At 36.0% G+C, this 16,821-nt stretch carries 19 protein-coding genes; 8 read left to right on the top strand and 11 right to left on the bottom strand.

All coding sequences use genetic code 11. The features are described 5' to 3' along the window. The first annotated feature begins 80 nt into the window (after positions 1-80). On the top strand, positions 81-863 hold the full coding sequence (locus PSE60_RS05225; RefSeq protein WP_210839806.1) for a class I SAM-dependent methyltransferase: 783 nt from the start codon (positions 81-83) through the stop codon (positions 861-863). Positions 864-910: 47 nt separating this feature from the next. Here PSE60_RS05225 and PSE60_RS05220 read toward each other — a convergent pair whose 3' ends face one another. Then, positions 911-1,309 carry a hypothetical protein gene (locus PSE60_RS05220; RefSeq protein ID WP_210839804.1) on the bottom strand — a complete coding sequence of 133 codons (399 nt, stop codon included), beginning with the start codon at positions 1,307-1,309 and terminating at the stop codon, positions 911-913. Positions 1,310-1,460: 151 nt separating this feature from the next. Then, the gene (locus tag PSE60_RS05215) at positions 1,461-1,799 is read right to left on the bottom strand and encodes a GlpM family protein (RefSeq protein ID WP_004911490.1); all 339 of its coding nucleotides are present in this window, start codon (positions 1,797-1,799) and stop codon (positions 1,461-1,463) included. 359 nt (positions 1,800-2,158) lie between these two features. On the opposite strand from PSE60_RS05215, the gene PSE60_RS05210 reads away from it, so the two are divergent. Together PSE60_RS05210 and PSE60_RS05205 are read left to right on the top strand one after the other, a co-directional pair. After that, positions 2,159-3,826 (top strand): methyl-accepting chemotaxis protein, encoded by a 1,668-nt coding sequence (locus PSE60_RS05210; RefSeq protein ID WP_272664731.1) that lies wholly within the window; start codon positions 2,159-2,161, stop codon positions 3,824-3,826. A 183-nt stretch (positions 3,827-4,009) separates the two neighbouring features. Further along, on the top strand, positions 4,010-4,852 hold the full coding sequence (locus tag PSE60_RS05205) for an MBL fold metallo-hydrolase (RefSeq protein WP_210839802.1): 843 nt from the start codon (positions 4,010-4,012) through the stop codon (positions 4,850-4,852). A gap of 101 nt (positions 4,853-4,953) precedes the next feature. Here PSE60_RS05205 and PSE60_RS05200 read toward each other — a convergent pair whose 3' ends face one another. Next, the gene (locus PSE60_RS05200) at positions 4,954-5,343 is read right to left on the bottom strand and encodes a nuclear transport factor 2 family protein (RefSeq protein WP_272664730.1); all 390 of its coding nucleotides are present in this window, start codon (positions 5,341-5,343) and stop codon (positions 4,954-4,956) included. A gap of 459 nt (positions 5,344-5,802) precedes the next feature. Here PSE60_RS05200 and PSE60_RS05195 point away from each other — a divergent pair, with 459 nt between their 5' ends. Both PSE60_RS05195 and PSE60_RS05190 read left to right on the top strand, forming a co-directional pair. Further along, a complete protein-coding gene (locus PSE60_RS05195; protein WP_210839798.1) occupies positions 5,803-6,828 on the top strand; it encodes an isoaspartyl peptidase/L-asparaginase family protein in 1,026 nt (341 codons plus the stop codon). Positions 6,829-7,004: 176 nt separating this feature from the next. After that, complete coding sequence (locus PSE60_RS05190) at positions 7,005-7,214, top strand: hypothetical protein (RefSeq protein ID WP_272664729.1); 210 nt, start codon at positions 7,005-7,007, stop codon at positions 7,212-7,214. A gap of 54 nt (positions 7,215-7,268) precedes the next feature. On the opposite strand, the gene PSE60_RS05185 is transcribed toward PSE60_RS05190, so the two are convergent. Next, positions 7,269-7,487: a YdcH family protein gene (locus tag PSE60_RS05185; RefSeq protein ID WP_004911507.1), complete on the bottom strand. Its 219-nt coding sequence runs from the start codon at positions 7,485-7,487 to the stop codon at positions 7,269-7,271. A 334-nt stretch (positions 7,488-7,821) separates the two neighbouring features. Here PSE60_RS05185 and PSE60_RS05180 point away from each other — a divergent pair, with 334 nt between their 5' ends. Both PSE60_RS05180 and tam read left to right on the top strand, forming a co-directional pair. Next, positions 7,822-8,709, top strand: a complete 888-nt coding sequence (locus PSE60_RS05180) for a PhzF family phenazine biosynthesis protein (RefSeq protein ID WP_210839794.1) — start codon at positions 7,822-7,824, stop codon at positions 8,707-8,709. 67 nt (positions 8,710-8,776) lie between these two features. Continuing rightward, a complete protein-coding gene (tam, locus tag PSE60_RS05175) occupies positions 8,777-9,535 on the top strand; it encodes a trans-aconitate 2-methyltransferase (protein WP_272664728.1) in 759 nt (252 codons plus the stop codon). Positions 9,536-9,588: 53 nt separating this feature from the next. Here tam and PSE60_RS05170 read toward each other — a convergent pair whose 3' ends face one another. Beyond that, positions 9,589-9,945, bottom strand: coding sequence for an MmcQ/YjbR family DNA-binding protein (locus tag PSE60_RS05170; protein WP_272664727.1), 357 nt, complete (start codon positions 9,943-9,945; stop codon positions 9,589-9,591). Between the two features lie 290 nt (positions 9,946-10,235). Beyond that, complete coding sequence (locus tag PSE60_RS05165; protein WP_115167124.1) at positions 10,236-10,631, bottom strand: hypothetical protein; 396 nt, start codon at positions 10,629-10,631, stop codon at positions 10,236-10,238. A 1,092-nt stretch (positions 10,632-11,723) separates the two neighbouring features. On the opposite strand from PSE60_RS05165, the gene PSE60_RS05160 reads away from it, so the two are divergent. Further along, positions 11,724-12,047 carry a helix-turn-helix domain-containing protein gene (locus tag PSE60_RS05160; RefSeq protein ID WP_272664726.1) on the top strand — a complete coding sequence of 108 codons (324 nt, stop codon included), beginning with the start codon at positions 11,724-11,726 and terminating at the stop codon, positions 12,045-12,047. 498 nt (positions 12,048-12,545) lie between these two features. Here PSE60_RS05160 and PSE60_RS05155 read toward each other — a convergent pair whose 3' ends face one another. The 5 genes from PSE60_RS05155 to hutW are packed head-to-tail and all read right to left on the bottom strand — an operon-like array spanning position 12,546 to position 16,821. Further along, positions 12,546-13,316, bottom strand: coding sequence for a heme ABC transporter ATP-binding protein (locus tag PSE60_RS05155; protein WP_272664725.1), 771 nt, complete (start codon positions 13,314-13,316; stop codon positions 12,546-12,548). Next, positions 13,313-14,302 carry a FecCD family ABC transporter permease gene (locus PSE60_RS05150; protein ID WP_210836867.1) on the bottom strand — a complete coding sequence of 330 codons (990 nt, stop codon included), beginning with the start codon at positions 14,300-14,302 and terminating at the stop codon, positions 13,313-13,315. Before PSE60_RS05150 ends, PSE60_RS05155 begins: the two co-directional genes overlap by 4 nt. A 55-nt stretch (positions 14,303-14,357) precedes the next feature. Further along, complete coding sequence (locus PSE60_RS05145) at positions 14,358-14,981, bottom strand: NAD(P)H-binding protein (RefSeq protein ID WP_272664724.1); 624 nt, start codon at positions 14,979-14,981, stop codon at positions 14,358-14,360. Continuing rightward, positions 14,981-15,475: a heme utilization cystosolic carrier protein HutX gene (gene hutX / locus PSE60_RS05140; RefSeq protein ID WP_272664723.1), complete on the bottom strand. Its 495-nt coding sequence runs from the start codon at positions 15,473-15,475 to the stop codon at positions 14,981-14,983. The genes PSE60_RS05145 and hutX overlap by 1 nt, the downstream gene beginning before the upstream one ends. An 11-nt stretch (positions 15,476-15,486) precedes the next feature. Continuing rightward, a complete protein-coding gene (hutW, locus tag PSE60_RS05135) occupies positions 15,487-16,821 on the bottom strand; it encodes a heme anaerobic degradation radical SAM methyltransferase ChuW/HutW (protein WP_272664722.1) in 1,335 nt (444 codons plus the stop codon).

Genomic DNA, 16,821 nt, shown 5'->3' with positions numbered 1-16,821 from the left:
GTACTAACTAGTACATTTTTATTTTAATTTGCTTATTTTTTGCTACACTGTGACAAATTATTGTATACAGGAGTCATTTTATGACAGATTTCATTAGTGCAAATCAAAAAGCATGGGATAAACAAGCTGAATCACAACTTGCTTGGTCAACCCCCGTTGATTCCAAAACTATCAATGATGCCAAACAGGGAAAATGGCAAGTTCATTTAACACCAACTCCTGTTGATGATGCTTGGTTAGGGAATGTAAAAGATAAAAAAATTCTTTGCTTAGCTTCTGCAGGGGGACAGCAAGCGCCGGTACTCGCGGCAGCAGGAGCAAATGTGACTGTTTTTGATTTTTCTCAGAAACAGCTTGATCAAGACAAAATGGTGGCAGAAAGAGATAATTTAACCTTAGAGATCGTTCAAGGTGACATGCGATCATTACACATGTTTGCTAATGAAACATTTGATATTATATTTCATCCTATTTCTAATCTATATATTCCAGATGTTAACCCTGTCTGGCAAGAATGCTACCGTGTTTTAAAACCAAATGGACGGCTGTTATCCAGTTTTTTTAATCCTGTTGTTTTTATTGGAGCACGTGATAAACAATATGACGAACAAGGCATAATAAAGCCAAGTTATACTATGCCTTACTCCGAGTTATCTACTTTATCAGCAGAGCAAATAGCACAAAAACAGGCAAGGCAAGAAGCTTTTGTATTTGGTCACTCACTGACAGATCTAATTGGTGGGCAAATAAAGGTAGGCTTTCATATCACTGGCTTTAAAGAGGACTGGCAACCTAATCCACGGTTTGTCGTTGATAATTATCTACCCACATTCCTAACGACGATGGCAGTTAAATCAAATTAATATTAGTGACGCTCGTTTTGCTAGCAACTCAACGAGCTATCATTAATTTAGCTTCTTTTACAATATCTATCCCACACAGCTTCGAATTGTTCTGCGGGAATAATATCATCTGTTTTTTCTACAAAAGGAATGGATATCATTACTTTTCCAGCTCTATTTTTATGAAGCCTAACGATAAACCTTTTATAGCCATGGGGTAATTCATTTTCAAAACCAAAGACTTCACCGCAATAATAGCCCGTTTCATCCCCTTCTTCACTTTTCGTCAATACATAATATTGAACATTTTTATAATTTGCAGCCGAGGGGTAAGCAAGAAAATCTTCGACAGAACTTTTCACTCGGCTTTCGGTATCTAACTCAGCATCAAGTTTAACTTCAGTCATAATTCCTGCAATATACGCACAGCCAGCAACTAACAGTAATACCAGGGTTCTTAATAACATTTTAGTGGTACAGTTCAATAGAAAACACTGCTTATCATTATAGTTAATACTTAAATTTTTGCGACTATAACCAAGTGTGTTTAAGCCGTCAGCATATCGAAAGAGTTTAGTTTTATGATGTTTTATAGCTAATTATTTCACTCTATGTTATTTATTGAGTTAGTTGCCATATATAAACTAATATTGCCGCTGTTATTATCCAAATAGCGGTTGCCATACTTAAACTTCCCCAAGCAGTCATTTTCGTTGCTAATAAATATACCGTTAGTAAATACATTGCATAAGGAATGAGAGACCAGAGCCCAAACAGTGCAGTTTTTCTGAGAGCTTCTGTTCCTTGTTCTTGAACGACAATAACATGTGCAATTAATGCAAATGTAGGAAATAACGGAACTAAACCTGCAATATAGTAAATTTTGCTACGTGAAAATAGTGCAATAATCAATACGGCTAAAGCACCTAAAAGGCATTTAAAGAATAAAGAAAGCATACCGTACTCAAGACTCAAATTTTAAACGTTGACTATTATTATCACAAATCACTCGTAAATTAACTCTCTTATAGGTAGCAATCTACAACAATTATTTCCTCTTAATTCCCTCGTTATCAGTAAAGGTTGCCTAATCCCTTTCAATTTTATGAGCTAAGTCAAATTGTTGAATATAAAGTATCCAGAATTAGTGCCGATACATTTACTTAGTCCCTACGCCTGATGCTTTCGCGTGACTACATATAACTTTTTAGCTATCGGACAGCTTCGATTTGCTCATGGTTAATAACGTTATGTTTAGAAGTCGTTCTTAGTATGCGTACAAACATACTACTCGATGGTATGAAAGGAAATAATCAATGATGTCTGGTAATTTAAAAAAAATTAATTTTAGTTCAGCTAAAGTCTCTTTTTCTGGTTTTAAGACAACAACCCTAGTCTGGTTTATTGCAGGCCTACTTATCGCCCTTCTTCTTTCAACTTGTTGGTTTTTCTTTAGTTCTTTAAAACAATATCAAGAAACATTAACCAAGCTCGATACTATCTATAACGAACAAACACAGTTGAATAATACATGGCAGTCTTTATTGCAGGCACGAAATACCTTAAATCGTGCTAGCTCTCGCCATTTATTGATTATCAATAAGATGAAAACTTCAAATACTGACATAGATAGCCTTATCGAGTTTTATCATAAAAAAATGGCAGAAACAGGTAATTATTGGGATGCATTCACTGCCACCTCACTCTACAAAAACAGCGGTGAATTTGCTGAGTTAGAAAAATCATATAAAGCGTTATATGCTGCATTGAATGAGCTTTCAGTCTTTTTAGTTCAAGGAAAAACATATGACTTTTTAAATCAGCCTACTCAAGGATTTCAGGATACATTTGAAAAAAACTACGTAAGTTATCATCAACAATTAAATAGTAGTTATCATGATATTGCTCTTGCAAGTGAGCAACTGTATAAACAAAGTTTGATTGGTTTAATTATTACTATTTCAATAGTTATCCTCTTAGCTCTATTTATTCGATTTATTCTACAACTTTTCTTTATTCGTCCGCTAAACCAAGTTATTGATGGCATTGAAAAAGTTAGCCAAGGCGTTTTATATCATAGCTTTGATAATAAGGGGTTATATGAGATCAAGTTACTTAAACAGCATATGTCTAATATGCAAAGTAAACTGATTGATATCGTCAAAAATATTTATGACAACACTCACCATATAAAAGTTGAACTTGGTGACATCACTCAGATGAATCACGATCTTTCTATTCGAGCAGATCAACAGGCCGCAGCCATTGTTGAAACAGCAGCCAGTGTCGAAGAACTCGATTCATCTTTTAAATTAAATACGGCCCACACTAATCAATCGTGCCAATTGATGTCCGAGACGAGTGTAACGATTGATAAAAGTAATGAACTTATTTCTGATGTTGTAGAAAACATGGATGATATTGTCGATTTTTCCAAAGAAATCAGTAAAATCACCTCCACCATCGATAACATTGCTTTTCAAACTAATTTATTAGCATTGAACGCCGCTGTAGAAGCTGCCAGAGTAGGTGAACATGGCAAAGGCTTTGCGGTTGTCGCAAATGAAGTACGCGAATTATCAATTAGTTGTACTCAAGCATCCAAAGAAATTAAGTTATTAATTAATAATTCAAACGATAAAATTAATCACTGTTTCCAATTAGCTGCGGATGCAAATGATAATATCGTTTCAATTGCACAAGACACATCTAATATCAATGAAATGATCCAAAGTGTTGCACTTGCTTCAAATGAGCAAACCCATGGGGTAAGCCAAATACACTTAGCAATTAATGAGTTAGATAATACCACACAAGCGAATGCGGCTATGACTCGCGAATTACAATCATCCTTAAAAGCGTTAGAATCTCAATCAGATTTATTAGAAGATATTATTTCTATTTTTCACACTGAACCGAAAACTGACCATGAAGTTGACAGTGATATTCACCACGAAGTGAAAAAAGTAAAACAATTTGTCTAATCATGTATTATTTTGTATGCCGTTTATTTAGGAGGTTGGCTTTCGATAGTCGCCTCCGATAATTTTCTCATGTCCCTCTCATTCCTCCAATTTTTGTTACTATGTTTTATCGCCATTTAATAACTTTTTACAGTTTATCTGATATAACTGATTACGATTACTTCTATTAAACATGAGTTCATGATGACAATAAAAATTACTGTTCTTGTAGATAATAATACCCTGATTGATAGCTATTTTTGCGGTGAGCCCGGTGTTTGCTACTATATCGAAGCTGATAATAAAAAAATATTATTCGATACAGGCTATTCAGATATATTTATTGATAATGCACATATCTTAAATATTGACCTTGCTGATATCACTGATCTGGTTCTTTCTCACGGCCACAACGATCACACATGGGGCTTAAGTCACTTAATTCAACATTTTGACCGCCGTAACATTGAAACACAAGAAGCTAAGCACCTGATATACCATCCAGATGCCTTAATTCCCAAAAAATTTCAATCTAAAGTCATCGGAGCAAATACACCTAAAGAGTTTTTAGCTTCTTATTTTCATTGTATTGAAACGACTAAGCCATATTATCTTTCTGAAAATATTATATTTTTAGGCCAAATTCCTAGAGCCAATAGCTTTGAAGGAAAAGAACCCATTGGTACTACCCTCGACTTCAACCATAATATCGTTGACGACTATGTCTTTGATGACTCTGCACTTGCCATTAAAACATCGGAAGGCCTAATTGTGATAACGGGTTGCTCTCATTCTGGAATTTGCAATATTACTGAATATGCAAAGCATGTAACTGGCATCAATAACATTGTGACTGTGATAGGCGGGTTTCATTTGCAGCAAGCCTCAGAAGAAGTTTTAGAACAAACAGGTAATTACTTTCGCCAGCAAGATTTAAAATTTATACACCCATGTCACTGTACCGATCTTAACGCCAAAATACATTTAGCGAAATTTGCGCCCGTACAAGAAGTTGGCACAGGATTACAGTTAACTTACTCAAGTTAATATAAAACCAGTTAACACAAAATAGAATAAGGTAAAACCTAGTGTTACATTATGTTTTACCTACACCAGTAATATTAAGCCCTTACAAAAACAATCAAAATTTAGGTTCTTGAACCCAAATCTTCATCCGTATTACTGCCTTTAACCATTCTTGTCATTTCCTCGCAACGGATAATTTTCCCATCTTCTATTTGAAAACAAGCAAATACCTCAAATTCACTTATTGAACCATCTTTTTTAGTCGCTTTTGCCAGATGCTGAGTATGAACACACCCATTCCCTTCTGCGATCGATTTTATAGTAATAACGATTGATTCAGTGGCTTCTTTCAATACCTGCAAATGGGCAATAAACTCATTAAAATCAAGTTGTTTCCCATCAACAACTTGGATATATTTGTCTGAAAAATATTGCTTAGCCACAGACAATGAACCTATATCCTCGCCTAATACCGCATTTAATGCTTGTGTTACCCACTGTGCATTAGTCATATTTTATCCCTTATCATAAAAACAGCATTAATAATTGTTATGGGAGTATTATTTTGTATTTCAAGTCAAAAACCAATTTATTATCTTTTTAATTTTATTCCTATACTATATTTCAATAATTTCTTATTTGTCCGTAAATTAATCTACAAAACACCACTTAATTTACCATTTTTATGATTACTCTGATTTGGATTAAGTACTAATCACTGGTATTATCTAATGGTCTATCTAAGCAATAGACACCTTATAACAATAACTATAAATATACATTTCCATTAGATACCCCTGCATGCAGGGGCTTTTTTTTATTAAATAATTTCATCCCCTAAAGAACCATTATTGATAACCTGTGACTTTTTCCTCATTTTACGACTCTCCTAATTGCTAACATCATACTCCAATCCCATACTTTTTAAGCATTATGAAAATATCTTAGCTAACCACCTAAAGAGGTTAATCATGAAGTTACTTTTGTTAGGATGCATACTTACTGCTTCTTTTTCTTTGCAAGCAATTGCCGCTACTGAAACGCCGATCCGACTAGTTATCCACGGTGGTGCAGGTACTATTACGAAAAATACAATCACGCCTGAACAAGAAAAAGCATACCAAGATAAACTAAATGAAGCGCTAGAAGCAGGTTATAACATATTAAATAAAGGAGGTTCTAGCCTTGATGCAGTACAAGCTTCCATTAATGTAATGGAAGATTCGCCTTTATTTAATGCAGGCAAAGGTGCGGTATTCACTCACGATGGAAAAAATGAAATGGATGCCTCAATAATGGATGGTAGTAACCTGAAAGCAGGCGCCGTTGCTGGTGTTACCATTATCAAAAACCCAATCAATGCCGCCTATGCTGTTATGACAAAAAGCCCTCACGTGATGATGGTTTCTAAAGGTGCTGAGCAATTTGCTGCTGAGCAAGGCATTGAAATTGTCGATCCAGCTTATTTCCGTACTGATTTTCGCTGGAAGCAATTGCAAAAAGCGAAAGAAAAAGAAAAAGTCGTATTAGATCATGATGGGAAAACAGCTGCCCTATTTGTAGACCCGATGTTATACGATTATAAATATGGCACTGTTGGAGCTGTTGCTTTAGACAAACAAGGTAACCTTGCAGCTGGTACATCAACAGGGGGTATGACAAACAAACGGTATGGTCGCGTTGGCGACTCCCCTATTATTGGTGCAGGAAATTATGCAGATAATAATACCGTAGCTGTTTCCGCAACAGGCTCTGGAGAAATGTTTATTCGAACAGCTACGGCTCATAATATTGCAGCACAGGTAAAATATAATAAAGCCAGCCTTTCTGATGCATCTCGTAATGCACTCGATGACGTTAAAGCTATCGGAGGCAGTGGCGGTGTGATTGTGTTGGATAAATCTGGCAATTACGCAATGGAATTTAATTCAGAAGGTATGTACCGTGGAACCATAGGTAATGACGGTATCCCTCATGTATCTATTTATAAAGAATAAACTTTAAGTAAACAACAATCCCTCACGACTTAATTAATAAGTATTGAGGGATTTTATTTCTATTATGACAATATTAAGATAAATGACAGTTACAATCTTTAACTATTTGTAAAGGAAATAAACATGCAATTAGAGTAGATTAATTAATAATTATAACTTTTATAAAAGGTATTTTTATGCGATTTAATCTAACTCAAGTAAATATATTAGAAGAAAACACAAAGATTACAGGGTTACATATAACTTTACTCGGTGATGATAGTTCTGTTCATACACTTAAAATGGATATAAAAGGTTTGGATACCATGAATATGAGTTTAAGGGATATAGAAAAGTATGCCATTAAACAACTTAAACATAACTTTGAACATTGTTCTAATGGTTAAATTATACGATTACTTCTAGGCAATAATAAAATTTATTGCCATATAAATAAATTTTTACTCTTCATCAGGGTTTTTAAGTACTTTATATATTTCTTCTTTTAATCGTAGTTTCTGTTTTTTTAACTCAACCACCTCATCGCCATACCCTCTTCGGTCTGAATGTTCCAATCTTGCAATTTCATGGTCTAACTGATTATGTTTTTCAAAAAGAGCACGAAAATGTGGGTTTGATTGACGAAGTTGAGAAATTAAATCGCGGTACTCTGGAAACATAAGTTATTTCTCCTGCGTTAGTTATATCAGCACATAATCTAGTCATTTTCACCTAAATCAAAAATAATATCATCCACCTTATATCAAATTCCTAACCAACTTCAACTAAATTTTATGTCATTTTGAGTGAAGTATCATCACTATGTTAGTTTAAGCAGGTTATTAATACTTTATTTATGAGTTCATTAAACTATCAATAAAAAATAGCATCATAATGACTCTATTACACAATGCGTTAATGTTAATATGGCGTTTCTATCTCTTATTAAATTTAAACCAACGAGTAAGGTACACTCGAAAATTTAAGATATCTATTTAGAACTCGGGAAAATAAATGCAAATTAAAAATACCGGCGAAATTGAGCAAGATATTCAGGTATACCTTGTAAATTCTTTCACACAAAATAATACTGGTGGTAACCCTGCTGGTGTTGTTCTCAACCCGCCAGCACTCAATACTTCACAAAAAATAGCTATTGCGCAACAAGTCGGTTTTTCAGAAACAGCATTTGTCTATAATGGTGAACAAACTGATTTTGAAGTAGATTTCTACACCCCCGAAGGTGAAGTCGATTTTTGTGGTCATGCCACATTAGCGGTGTTTTTTACTTTAGCGTCACTTAAGCTGATTTCCTCTGGGTGTTACACCCAAAAAACCAAGGCCGGTATTCTAAGTGTGTCTGTTAGCCCGAACAATATCGTTATGGAGCAGGCGCTACCCACCCTGCGAGATGGGCCTAATATCAATGAAGTTGCAGCAGCCCTTGGCATAACGAGTGAAATTATCACTGAAACAAGCTTACCTATCATGATAATTTCAACTGGGTTACCCGACATTATAATTCCTGTAAAAACAGGTCATTTAGATTTACTACAGCCTAATTATGACGCAATAACCACAATAAGTAGAGAATCAAATGCTATCGGCTTTCATGTATTTGAGTTAAATCAAGACACCTCAATCACAGCACATTGTCGAAATTTCGCACCGCTCTATGGAATAAATGAGGAATCGGCAACAGGCAGCGCTAGCGGAGCGCTTGGCTGTTATTTGGTCAATTATGTCTTACCAAATGAAACTCAATTTCTATTTGAGCAAGGTCGTGCCATGGGATGCTCCTCATCGATTCAAGTCAACATTCACTCACAAGCGAAAAATATTACTCAAGTGAAAGTTGGCGGCCAAGCCGCCATGATGGGAACTCGATCAATACATATTTAACTAGAAAGACAATATCTTAGGCCATAAATTATGATTTAATTATTCAATAAAACAATGAGGCTAGCACATGCAAGATTGGAACCCAGATTTGTATCTGCAATTTAAACAGGAAAGAACGCGTCCATCATACGACTTAATCAGCCATATTCATGCCGATAACGTATGTAATTTAACCGATTTAGGTTGTGGTCCGGGTAATTCAACTCAAATACTTCGTGAAATATACCCATTAGCAAGAATAATTGGGGTCGATAACTCTCCTGCCATGCTAGTTGAAGCGAAAAAGAACCTTCCTGACTGCCAGTTTATAGATGCAAACATTGAAACCTGGGTTCCTGAAATCAAACAGGACCTTATATTTGCTAATGCTTCGCTACAATGGTTACCTGATCACAACCTATTATTCCCTCATCTAGTTAATCAATTAAAAAGCAACGGTATTTTAGCCATCCAGATGCCAAATAATTGGAATGAACCCACACATGCTTTAATGCGCAAAGTGGCCAGTGAGCACGCTATTTCCGCCGTCAATAGAACAGCGCTTTTATCAATAGCTGAATATTATGATTTGCTTTCAGCAGCCCATTGTTCTGTTGATATATGGCAAACGACTTATTATCACGTCATGCCATCTATTGATTCAATCATTGATTGGTTAAGCGCGACAGGATTAAGACCCTACGTTGAAAACCTAGATAAAAAACAAACCGAACAATTTCTCGCGCGTTACCATGAATTATTAACAGAAGCTTACCCAACACAAGATAATGGCCATGTTTTAATGCCATTTCCTCGATTGTTTATCATCGCAAGAATGCTTAACTAATTAGTATGGAAACTTTTCCCACGGATGGGATAGTCTAGCAATATAATGAAATACTATGCTGTTAACCTATAACTATCTTCGATTAACTCCTTGAGTTCATCATCAGTAAGGCGCCCTGGCAACTTTATCGTAATCCAATGCTCTTTATTCATGTGATACGCTGGATAAATATCATCTTTTAACCGCAATGAACCAATAAGTTCAGGTGGAGCTTTAAGGTTGATAATATTAATTACCTCCTCATTTTTATTTATTTCTAATTTTTTAGATGAAATACACATAATAACTGCAAACCATTTTGCGTTATTTTTTCGTCTAAAAACAATATATTCAGGATACTTCATCCATGGACTTTCAGGCTCCACACCATAATGATACTGAATATAATCAATCAATTCACTTCTGTTCATTTTATCATTCCATCTCATCAATGATGATTAAATAAAATTACTTACCTACAGAATTATACGCCTTCTCGCTCACTCTGTAACAATATCTTTATTCATGCAGTTATACTTAAAGGGGTTTTTTTACTAAAATTCTTATGAAAACAAGAATATTACCAGTGAATCTTCTAGAGGAACTATCGCACCGATATTTATTTTTCGAACGATAAATTAACAAAGAACAGTTACTAAATAGAAATCACTTTAATGATCCCAAGCAACCACAACACCATTGTAGTGAATAATGTGCTTAATTACTGACATCGATTATCCCAAATCTTCTGAAAATCCGGCTCAGGGATCATTTCCCCCTCGAAATCAAATAAAGGAATGGAAAACACGCACTGGCCTTCATGATTAGCAGCAACTTCAACAATAAACCGCTTATACTTATATGGTAAATCATCTTTAAATGTAAATACTTCACCACATACATCTCCAACAACCTTATGACCCATCATTGAACCATGTGAATAGAATTTAACATTTCTCATGTCAGCAGCTTTCGGTTGGTGCATAAAATCCACTACTGTTTGTTTAGCGCCATCAATAAGGGTTGGTTTTTTACTAAAGTTTATTGAAACACCTATGATAAAGGCTAATAATATCAACAATAAAACACATAAAACTCGCAAAATTTTGGTGTACACAGCAAGCTACCACTCCTGAAATTAATTGCTTGTAATGTATTCCTAATATACGTTTAGGGCAATCATAACCCCTATTTAGCGTGTGATTTGCTTATCCTTTGAAGAAAACCATATCTGTTTTGCACTTACATGACCCCTTTTCGGTTAAAATTCGCTATTATCATTCGATGTTGTATCTATCATGGCAGATAAAATCTGATACAGAAATTACAACTGATAAAACATCAATTATGTGTATTTAATCAATCTTTAATATGTATATTTACCCATTATTTTATAAGAAAGTTAATATTTGAGTGTGCTGATTTTTACATTTAGTTAAAAACGCACCAATTCAATTCACATAGGAAGTAATTATTTAAAGAATATAACAATAAACACTAAAGATAATCTTTACCTTTGAAAACATGAATGGTTATACCGTTTTATTTTTCAGCAGAAAATGAATAACAAACGCATCGTTCCATATTGAAACGAGACAGGAAAATTTCACCCTTCACGATTAATTTACTCAAGTATGCAAAACCACTGCCGATATTCTAAATAATCACGACTAGATTTAATATAGGTTCGTTATTACTTACAGTAAAATCCGTACATAATAAAATTTCTCGGGCTGATTTATTATTATCCAATCAATTAATTTGTAACAAAATATTTCAATTGGTAATATTTTATTACAAACATGATATGACATTGTAAATAAGAATATTTATATATGTATAAATTAAATGGAAATATAGAATAAAAAGTAGAATAAATAAAACACTAAACAATAAGCATAATTTAATCATTAAAATTAATATTCAAAGTATCATACAAAAATGAAATCGTAAATACTCTTTATGCGAGTATTTGCGATTGTCAATTCATTTATGTCGCAATATTAAAAAAACAACAAAAACCAATTTAATTTTTATTTATCATCCATTTATAACAAAATGAAGATTAAAATCAAACGATTGATTATTCCATTTCAATCGATTGTACCTATGAAAAATATACCATTGAGCGTTTTAAACGATTGTACTTAGTATTATTATTTGACTAATTTTTTATCTCAGAAAGTTCTTACTCATTATAGGAGTTAATATGGATCGTGCTATTTTAAATAGCAAAGTAAACATCTTAATTGGAAATTATTTAAGACAGAAACGAATTGAAAATGACCTGACCGGTGAAGATATAAGCAAATTACTTCATGTCAGCCAACAACAGGTTTCACGTTACGAAAATGGTGTTAATACTATATCATTCAGTCTAATTCTACTATTTTTAATACAATTAAATATTAGTGTAGAATCCTTCTTTGTTTCTTTATTAAAAGAATTGGAGAGTGAAGGTGAGATTATTGATTTAGGATTAAAATTATACTCTAACTCATCACCAAATAGAAACCAATATCTTTATTTATGAAGATATTTATTCTCAAATAAAAAATACTGCACAACACCAATATGCCAGATAAAAAAATAATAATGAAAGAAATCACACAAAGGAATAAGAACCTTGGTGAATATATAAAAACTATAAGAGTAAAAAGTACGATATCAACTCATTAAATGGCAAGCCATCTGAATATTACAGAAAATCATTACATAGAGTATGAGCATGGGGACACTTCAATTTATGCAGACCATTTAATATCCATATCTAAAATTTTTAATATCAATATAAATGTATTATTAAATGTTTATTTGAAAAACTAGATAATACCACTTGTGTCAGAAGGCTTGGCTCCTACTAGCCTTTTAACCTTCTGACCCTGATTTGCCTCATACTTAAACTTGAAGAAAACAATTGTTTTACCTAAATCAAGCGAACAAGAAATGCAAAAAAGCTAGCGGCTGGCTGCATGAAGCGCAATAATTTGGGTAGTTCCAGTAAAAAGGCCGCTCCTTGTTAGCTAGAGGACTAAGGATTTAATATAATGAAAGGCACTCCGCAATGAGGGTCATCAATAACTGAAATATCGGCTTGGTACAATGTATTCACTTGCTGCTGGGTTAAAATTTCTTTAGGGGATCCATTAGCAATAATTTGCCCTTGATGCATTAAAATAATGCGATCAGCAAAGCGAGCTGCAAGATTTAAATCGTGTAATACACAGCACACATTTATTTTTCGTGTATTGACTAGTTGCCGTAGCAAGCGAAAAAGATGTTGTTGGTGGTGAATATCGAGCGCTGATGTCGGTTCATCCAAAAATAACCATTTAGATACAGGTTCATCCTCCCAAAGCTGAGCCAATAACCGAGCCAATTGCACCCGTTGCTGCTCTCCTCCTGACAAGCTCATATAGTCACGGTGAGCTAAACTCGCACAGTCACACAATTCCATAATATATTGAGCATTATCCTTCTTTTTTAATGAAGGAGACAAATAGCATCCCATTAGAACAATTTCCCGCACACGAAAAGAAAAAGCCATATTGCTATTTTGCTGCATAACGGCTCGAACACAAGCTAATGCCTCGGGTTGCCACTCTTTAAGAGATTTCCCCAACAACATACACTCACCACTATCTGAAGGTAAAAAACCTGTTAATTGGCGTAAAAGTGTCGACTTACCGGCTCCGTTAGGGCCTAAAATTGCGACAATTTCACCGTCAGGTAAAACTAACGAGACGTTATCGGTTAATTTTTTATTGCCCACGCTATAGTTCAAATTTTTCGCGACAATCATGCCATTCTCCGTACACGTAAAATTAACCAAAGAAAATAAGGCCCGCCAATTAAACTGGTTAGTAATCCTACTGGCATTTCCGCTGGTTGAACCACTGTTCTCGCTAATGTATCTGCTCCTAATAATAAACAAGCCCCTGCAAGCGCTGAACATGGTAATAACCAACGGTGATCTGCACCTATCGTCATGCGCACTAAATGGGGGATAACTAACCCGACGAAGCCAATTACTCCGCTAACAGCAACGCTTGCTCCTACTAATAATGAGCTAATTAACAACAATTGCTGGCGAGTTCGTTTTACGTTCACACCTAAATAATGAGCTTCCTCATCACCAAGTTGCAGAAGATTGAGCCGCTGGCTCAGGTAACTTGCAGCGATTAAGGCAGGGAAAATAAATGAAACACAAACCAACAAGGTCGGCCATTGCGCTTGTCCTAAATTACCCATCATCCATAAAGTGAGTTGGCGTAATTGCTGCTCATCTCCTACATAACTCAATACACCAATTGCGGCACCACATAATGCATTGATTGCGATCCCTGCTAATAATAACTGCATCACGCCACCATGCGTGTAACGACGGCTAATCAGATAAATAATAGCGCAAACAATCAAACTACCAGTGATGGCATAAATCATTTGCTCATAAAGAATTAAAATCGCTGGAAAAGAGAATGGAATGACAATCGCAATGCCAACCATTAGTGCCGACCCACTACTGACGCCGAGTAAAGCAGGGTCTGCCATAGGATTACGAAATAAGCCTTGCATAATTACACCTGATGCGGCAAGTGCCCCACCCACTAAAACCGCCAGCAATACCCGTGGAAGACGAATATTAAGCCAAATATCACGGTATTGTTCATCTTGCAAAGAGGCAAATGAGAGCTTAATTGCGCCTTGTCCTGATGCAATAAAAACTAATATTCCTAAAACGACAGTCAACCCTAACAATACAGAAGAAGATGCACGTAACTCATTCATATTCCATTAACTCACGACAAATAAGGCGGCCTTAACCAAATTGGCCGCAATTAATTCAAGCAGGTACTAAATCTGGTTGAATAACACTGTAAATTTGTTTTTTCAGCTCTGGCTGTTGGCCAACTTGGTATACTAACGCAGCAACATCGGCTCGCATCACTAAGCCATGCACCTCAATACCTTGTTGTAGAATTGCTTTTCCAGTTGCATCTCCATTGAGTAAGCCACCAGGACGAATGATGGCATAATCGAGAGCGCTCGTTTGCAGCCATGATTCAGCTAACGTTTTTTCACGAACAGCTTGACCAAATGCAGCCCGAGCGCGCAATGACAAATAAGGCCATGAATCCCCACACCCTAACGATGTCACTAAAACCATGCGAGTAATACCCGTTTGCTCAGCATTATCAATGATTGTGCGATGAGCTAAATAATCCTGCGCCCCACCTATGGTAGAAACTACAGTCGCCTGAGTACCTGCAGCTTGGCATGCCTCCGTGACCACCTGGTTGTCACAAGCATCCCCGACAAATACCTGTATACCCATCGCTAATAGTTTATCGGCGGCTCCTGCATTACGAACGACCGCAACCACTGACTGCTTATCCGCGATTGCCAGTTGAGCAATCATGTTGCCAACACCCTGCCCACCAGCGCCAAAAACTAACCATTTTGCCATTAATTATTCTCTTTAAGTTGCTTAACTAATAAACGAAAAGCTTCAAGTTGTTCCTGTAATAATTGGCGATGTTCATCACGCCCTAAGAAAATTTTAAACATGGCATCCCCTGATTGATTAAAAAATAAAATCGAGGCGGTATCCATTCCCATAAATTTTCGTTCAACTAGTGCAATATATGTACAATTTTCAGCTTTGATATGCCCTGTCATGCCTTTTTTGCCGCGTAAATTGAAATAGCCATGGCGATGAAAACCTGAAGGTAATTCACCTGAAAATTCTAAAATAACATCCTGCGTATGAACCAGCGTGGTGACATTGCCCCATGTATGGACAGCATCCCAAACCAAGTCAAAATGTTTTCCTGTCGTCAAAGCCATATCGGGCAAATGTCTTACTACATCCAATAAGGTGGTATCATATTGTTTTGCAATAGTTTCTAATGTTCCATCGGGCTCTGTTTTCAAAAAATCAGCTAACGCTACATTACTCATTAAATGTTCCTTTACGATATTTTTTCTTGCGTGAATTGGATAGAATTAAGATTCACGATAATCTCTTGAAGTGATTGAAGAATATTACTTGCCCAAAAACGGCCTTCATTCGTTAGTCTTAAATCCGTCGAAGTATCTTGTGTTAATCCTGATTGATGCCACTGCTGTAAGAGTGGAGACAGCATTTGTGCATGAGGGGTAAATTGTTCAAGTACAACTCGCGCTGTTTCAATACCAGCCTGTAAGCGATGGCGCCATTGATACTGCGGATCGGTCGTCTGCATCATCATCATGAGTGGCTTTTTTTTCGCATTGATTGCTTCATAGTATGAGGTCAGATTCCTCTCTCCCATCCATGAATATCCATTGAGAGAGCCCCCTGCACCAGAGCCAAACGCCAAGCAATCAGCCCCCTGTTTAATCAACAAATTATATAAATTGCGTTCCCGTGTTGTCCGCGCCCAGTGGCTATTACTGATGCAATGCCAGCCTTGTTTATCCATAAATTCGCAGCCTTGTAAATACAAGTCACGACGCTTGGCAGGATCAGGAACTGTGACTCGATTATTTTCAACCGCTTTGCCAAGTGGCGTACTTGGGATCAAGTTAAGTGCATAAAGGTCGACACCATCTAGGCCAATCTCGCTTGCAATTCTCAGGTCTTCACCCCAAAACGCTGTTGTCTGCTCTGGTAAACCAAATAACAAATCACAAACCACCGCTGCTCTATCTCGATGGCACAATTTTTCCATAAATTTCCGAGCTTCCTCACCATTTGATGTCCGGGCCATTTTTTTACGAATTTTGCTATTAAATGACTGAATACCAATTGAAAAACGATTTGCTCCTGCATCTAAACATGCATCAATACGTGCATCATCAAAATTAAGAACTCTCCCTTCAATGGTTATTTCACAATCAGGGGCTAATGGTAAACGAAGGCGTAACACATTAATAATACGCGCTAAATCATTAGCAGAAAGTGCAGAGGGGGTTCCACCGCCAAAATAAACAGCATGGATCGGGGCAGACTGGTGTAATACGTTGTCAGCTTCCGTTTCAATTTCCCGGATCAAATACTCTGTATAAATATGGCTTTCAGAGGCATCATAGCGATTTTGGTAGAAACCACAGAAAGTACAATGTGTTGCACAAAAAGGAATATGCAGGTACACCAATCGCTTACGTGGTTCAAACGTCGAATTGGTTATTTTCTGCCATGTGTCTTGGCGTTTATCAGCACTAATTGGTACCGCCCCGCGCCAAGGCATTGTTGCATGCCTATCTTTAAATGGTTGATGGCCTTCTAATGCAAAATAAGGCGATAAATCAATATCATATTTCAT

Source organism: Providencia sp. PROV174, assembly GCF_028480685.1.
Lineage (GTDB): Bacteria > Pseudomonadota > Gammaproteobacteria > Enterobacterales > Enterobacteriaceae > Providencia > Providencia rettgeri.
Note: the sequence above shows the minus strand (reverse complement) of the source record. Positions and strands in the feature narration are given on the sequence as shown.

Bases quoted from the DNA above. Each gene is read 5' to 3' on its own strand.
- PSE60_RS05180 (WP_210839794.1), top strand. From the start codon at position 7,822: ATGCAAATTAAAAATACCGGCGAAATTGAGCAAGATATTCAGGTATAC.
- hutX (WP_272664723.1), bottom strand. From the start codon at position 15,475: ATGAGTAATGTAGCGTTAGCTGATTTTTTGAAAACAGAGCCCGATGGA.
- PSE60_RS05195 (WP_210839798.1), top strand. From the start codon at position 5,803: ATGAAGTTACTTTTGTTAGGATGCATACTTACTGCTTCTTTTTCTTTG.
- PSE60_RS05205 (WP_210839802.1), top strand. From the start codon at position 4,010: ATGACAATAAAAATTACTGTTCTTGTAGATAATAATACCCTGATTGAT.
- PSE60_RS05160 (WP_272664726.1), top strand. From the start codon at position 11,724: ATGGATCGTGCTATTTTAAATAGCAAAGTAAACATCTTAATTGGAAAT.
- PSE60_RS05145 (WP_272664724.1), bottom strand. From the start codon at position 14,981: ATGGCAAAATGGTTAGTTTTTGGCGCTGGTGGGCAGGGTGTTGGCAAC.
- PSE60_RS05150 (WP_210836867.1), bottom strand. From the start codon at position 14,302: ATGAATGAGTTACGTGCATCTTCTTCTGTATTGTTAGGGTTGACTGTC.
- PSE60_RS05155 (WP_272664725.1), bottom strand. From the start codon at position 13,316: ATGATTGTCGCGAAAAATTTGAACTATAGCGTGGGCAATAAAAAATTA.
- PSE60_RS05190 (WP_272664729.1), top strand. From the start codon at position 7,005: ATGCGATTTAATCTAACTCAAGTAAATATATTAGAAGAAAACACAAAG.
- hutW (WP_272664722.1), bottom strand. From the start codon at position 16,821: ATGAAATATGATATTGATTTATCGCCTTATTTTGCATTAGAAGGCCAT.
- PSE60_RS05220 (WP_210839804.1), bottom strand. From the start codon at position 1,309: ATGTTATTAAGAACCCTGGTATTACTGTTAGTTGCTGGCTGTGCGTAT.
- tam (WP_272664728.1), top strand. From the start codon at position 8,777: ATGCAAGATTGGAACCCAGATTTGTATCTGCAATTTAAACAGGAAAGA.
- PSE60_RS05210 (WP_272664731.1), top strand. From the start codon at position 2,159: ATGATGTCTGGTAATTTAAAAAAAATTAATTTTAGTTCAGCTAAAGTC.
- PSE60_RS05185 (WP_004911507.1), bottom strand. From the start codon at position 7,487: ATGTTTCCAGAGTACCGCGATTTAATTTCTCAACTTCGTCAATCAAAC.
- PSE60_RS05170 (WP_272664727.1), bottom strand. From the start codon at position 9,945: ATGAACAGAAGTGAATTGATTGATTATATTCAGTATCATTATGGTGTG.
- PSE60_RS05200 (WP_272664730.1), bottom strand. From the start codon at position 5,343: ATGACTAATGCACAGTGGGTAACACAAGCATTAAATGCGGTATTAGGC.
- PSE60_RS05215 (WP_004911490.1), bottom strand. From the start codon at position 1,799: ATGCTTTCTTTATTCTTTAAATGCCTTTTAGGTGCTTTAGCCGTATTG.
- PSE60_RS05225 (WP_210839806.1), top strand. From the start codon at position 81: ATGACAGATTTCATTAGTGCAAATCAAAAAGCATGGGATAAACAAGCT.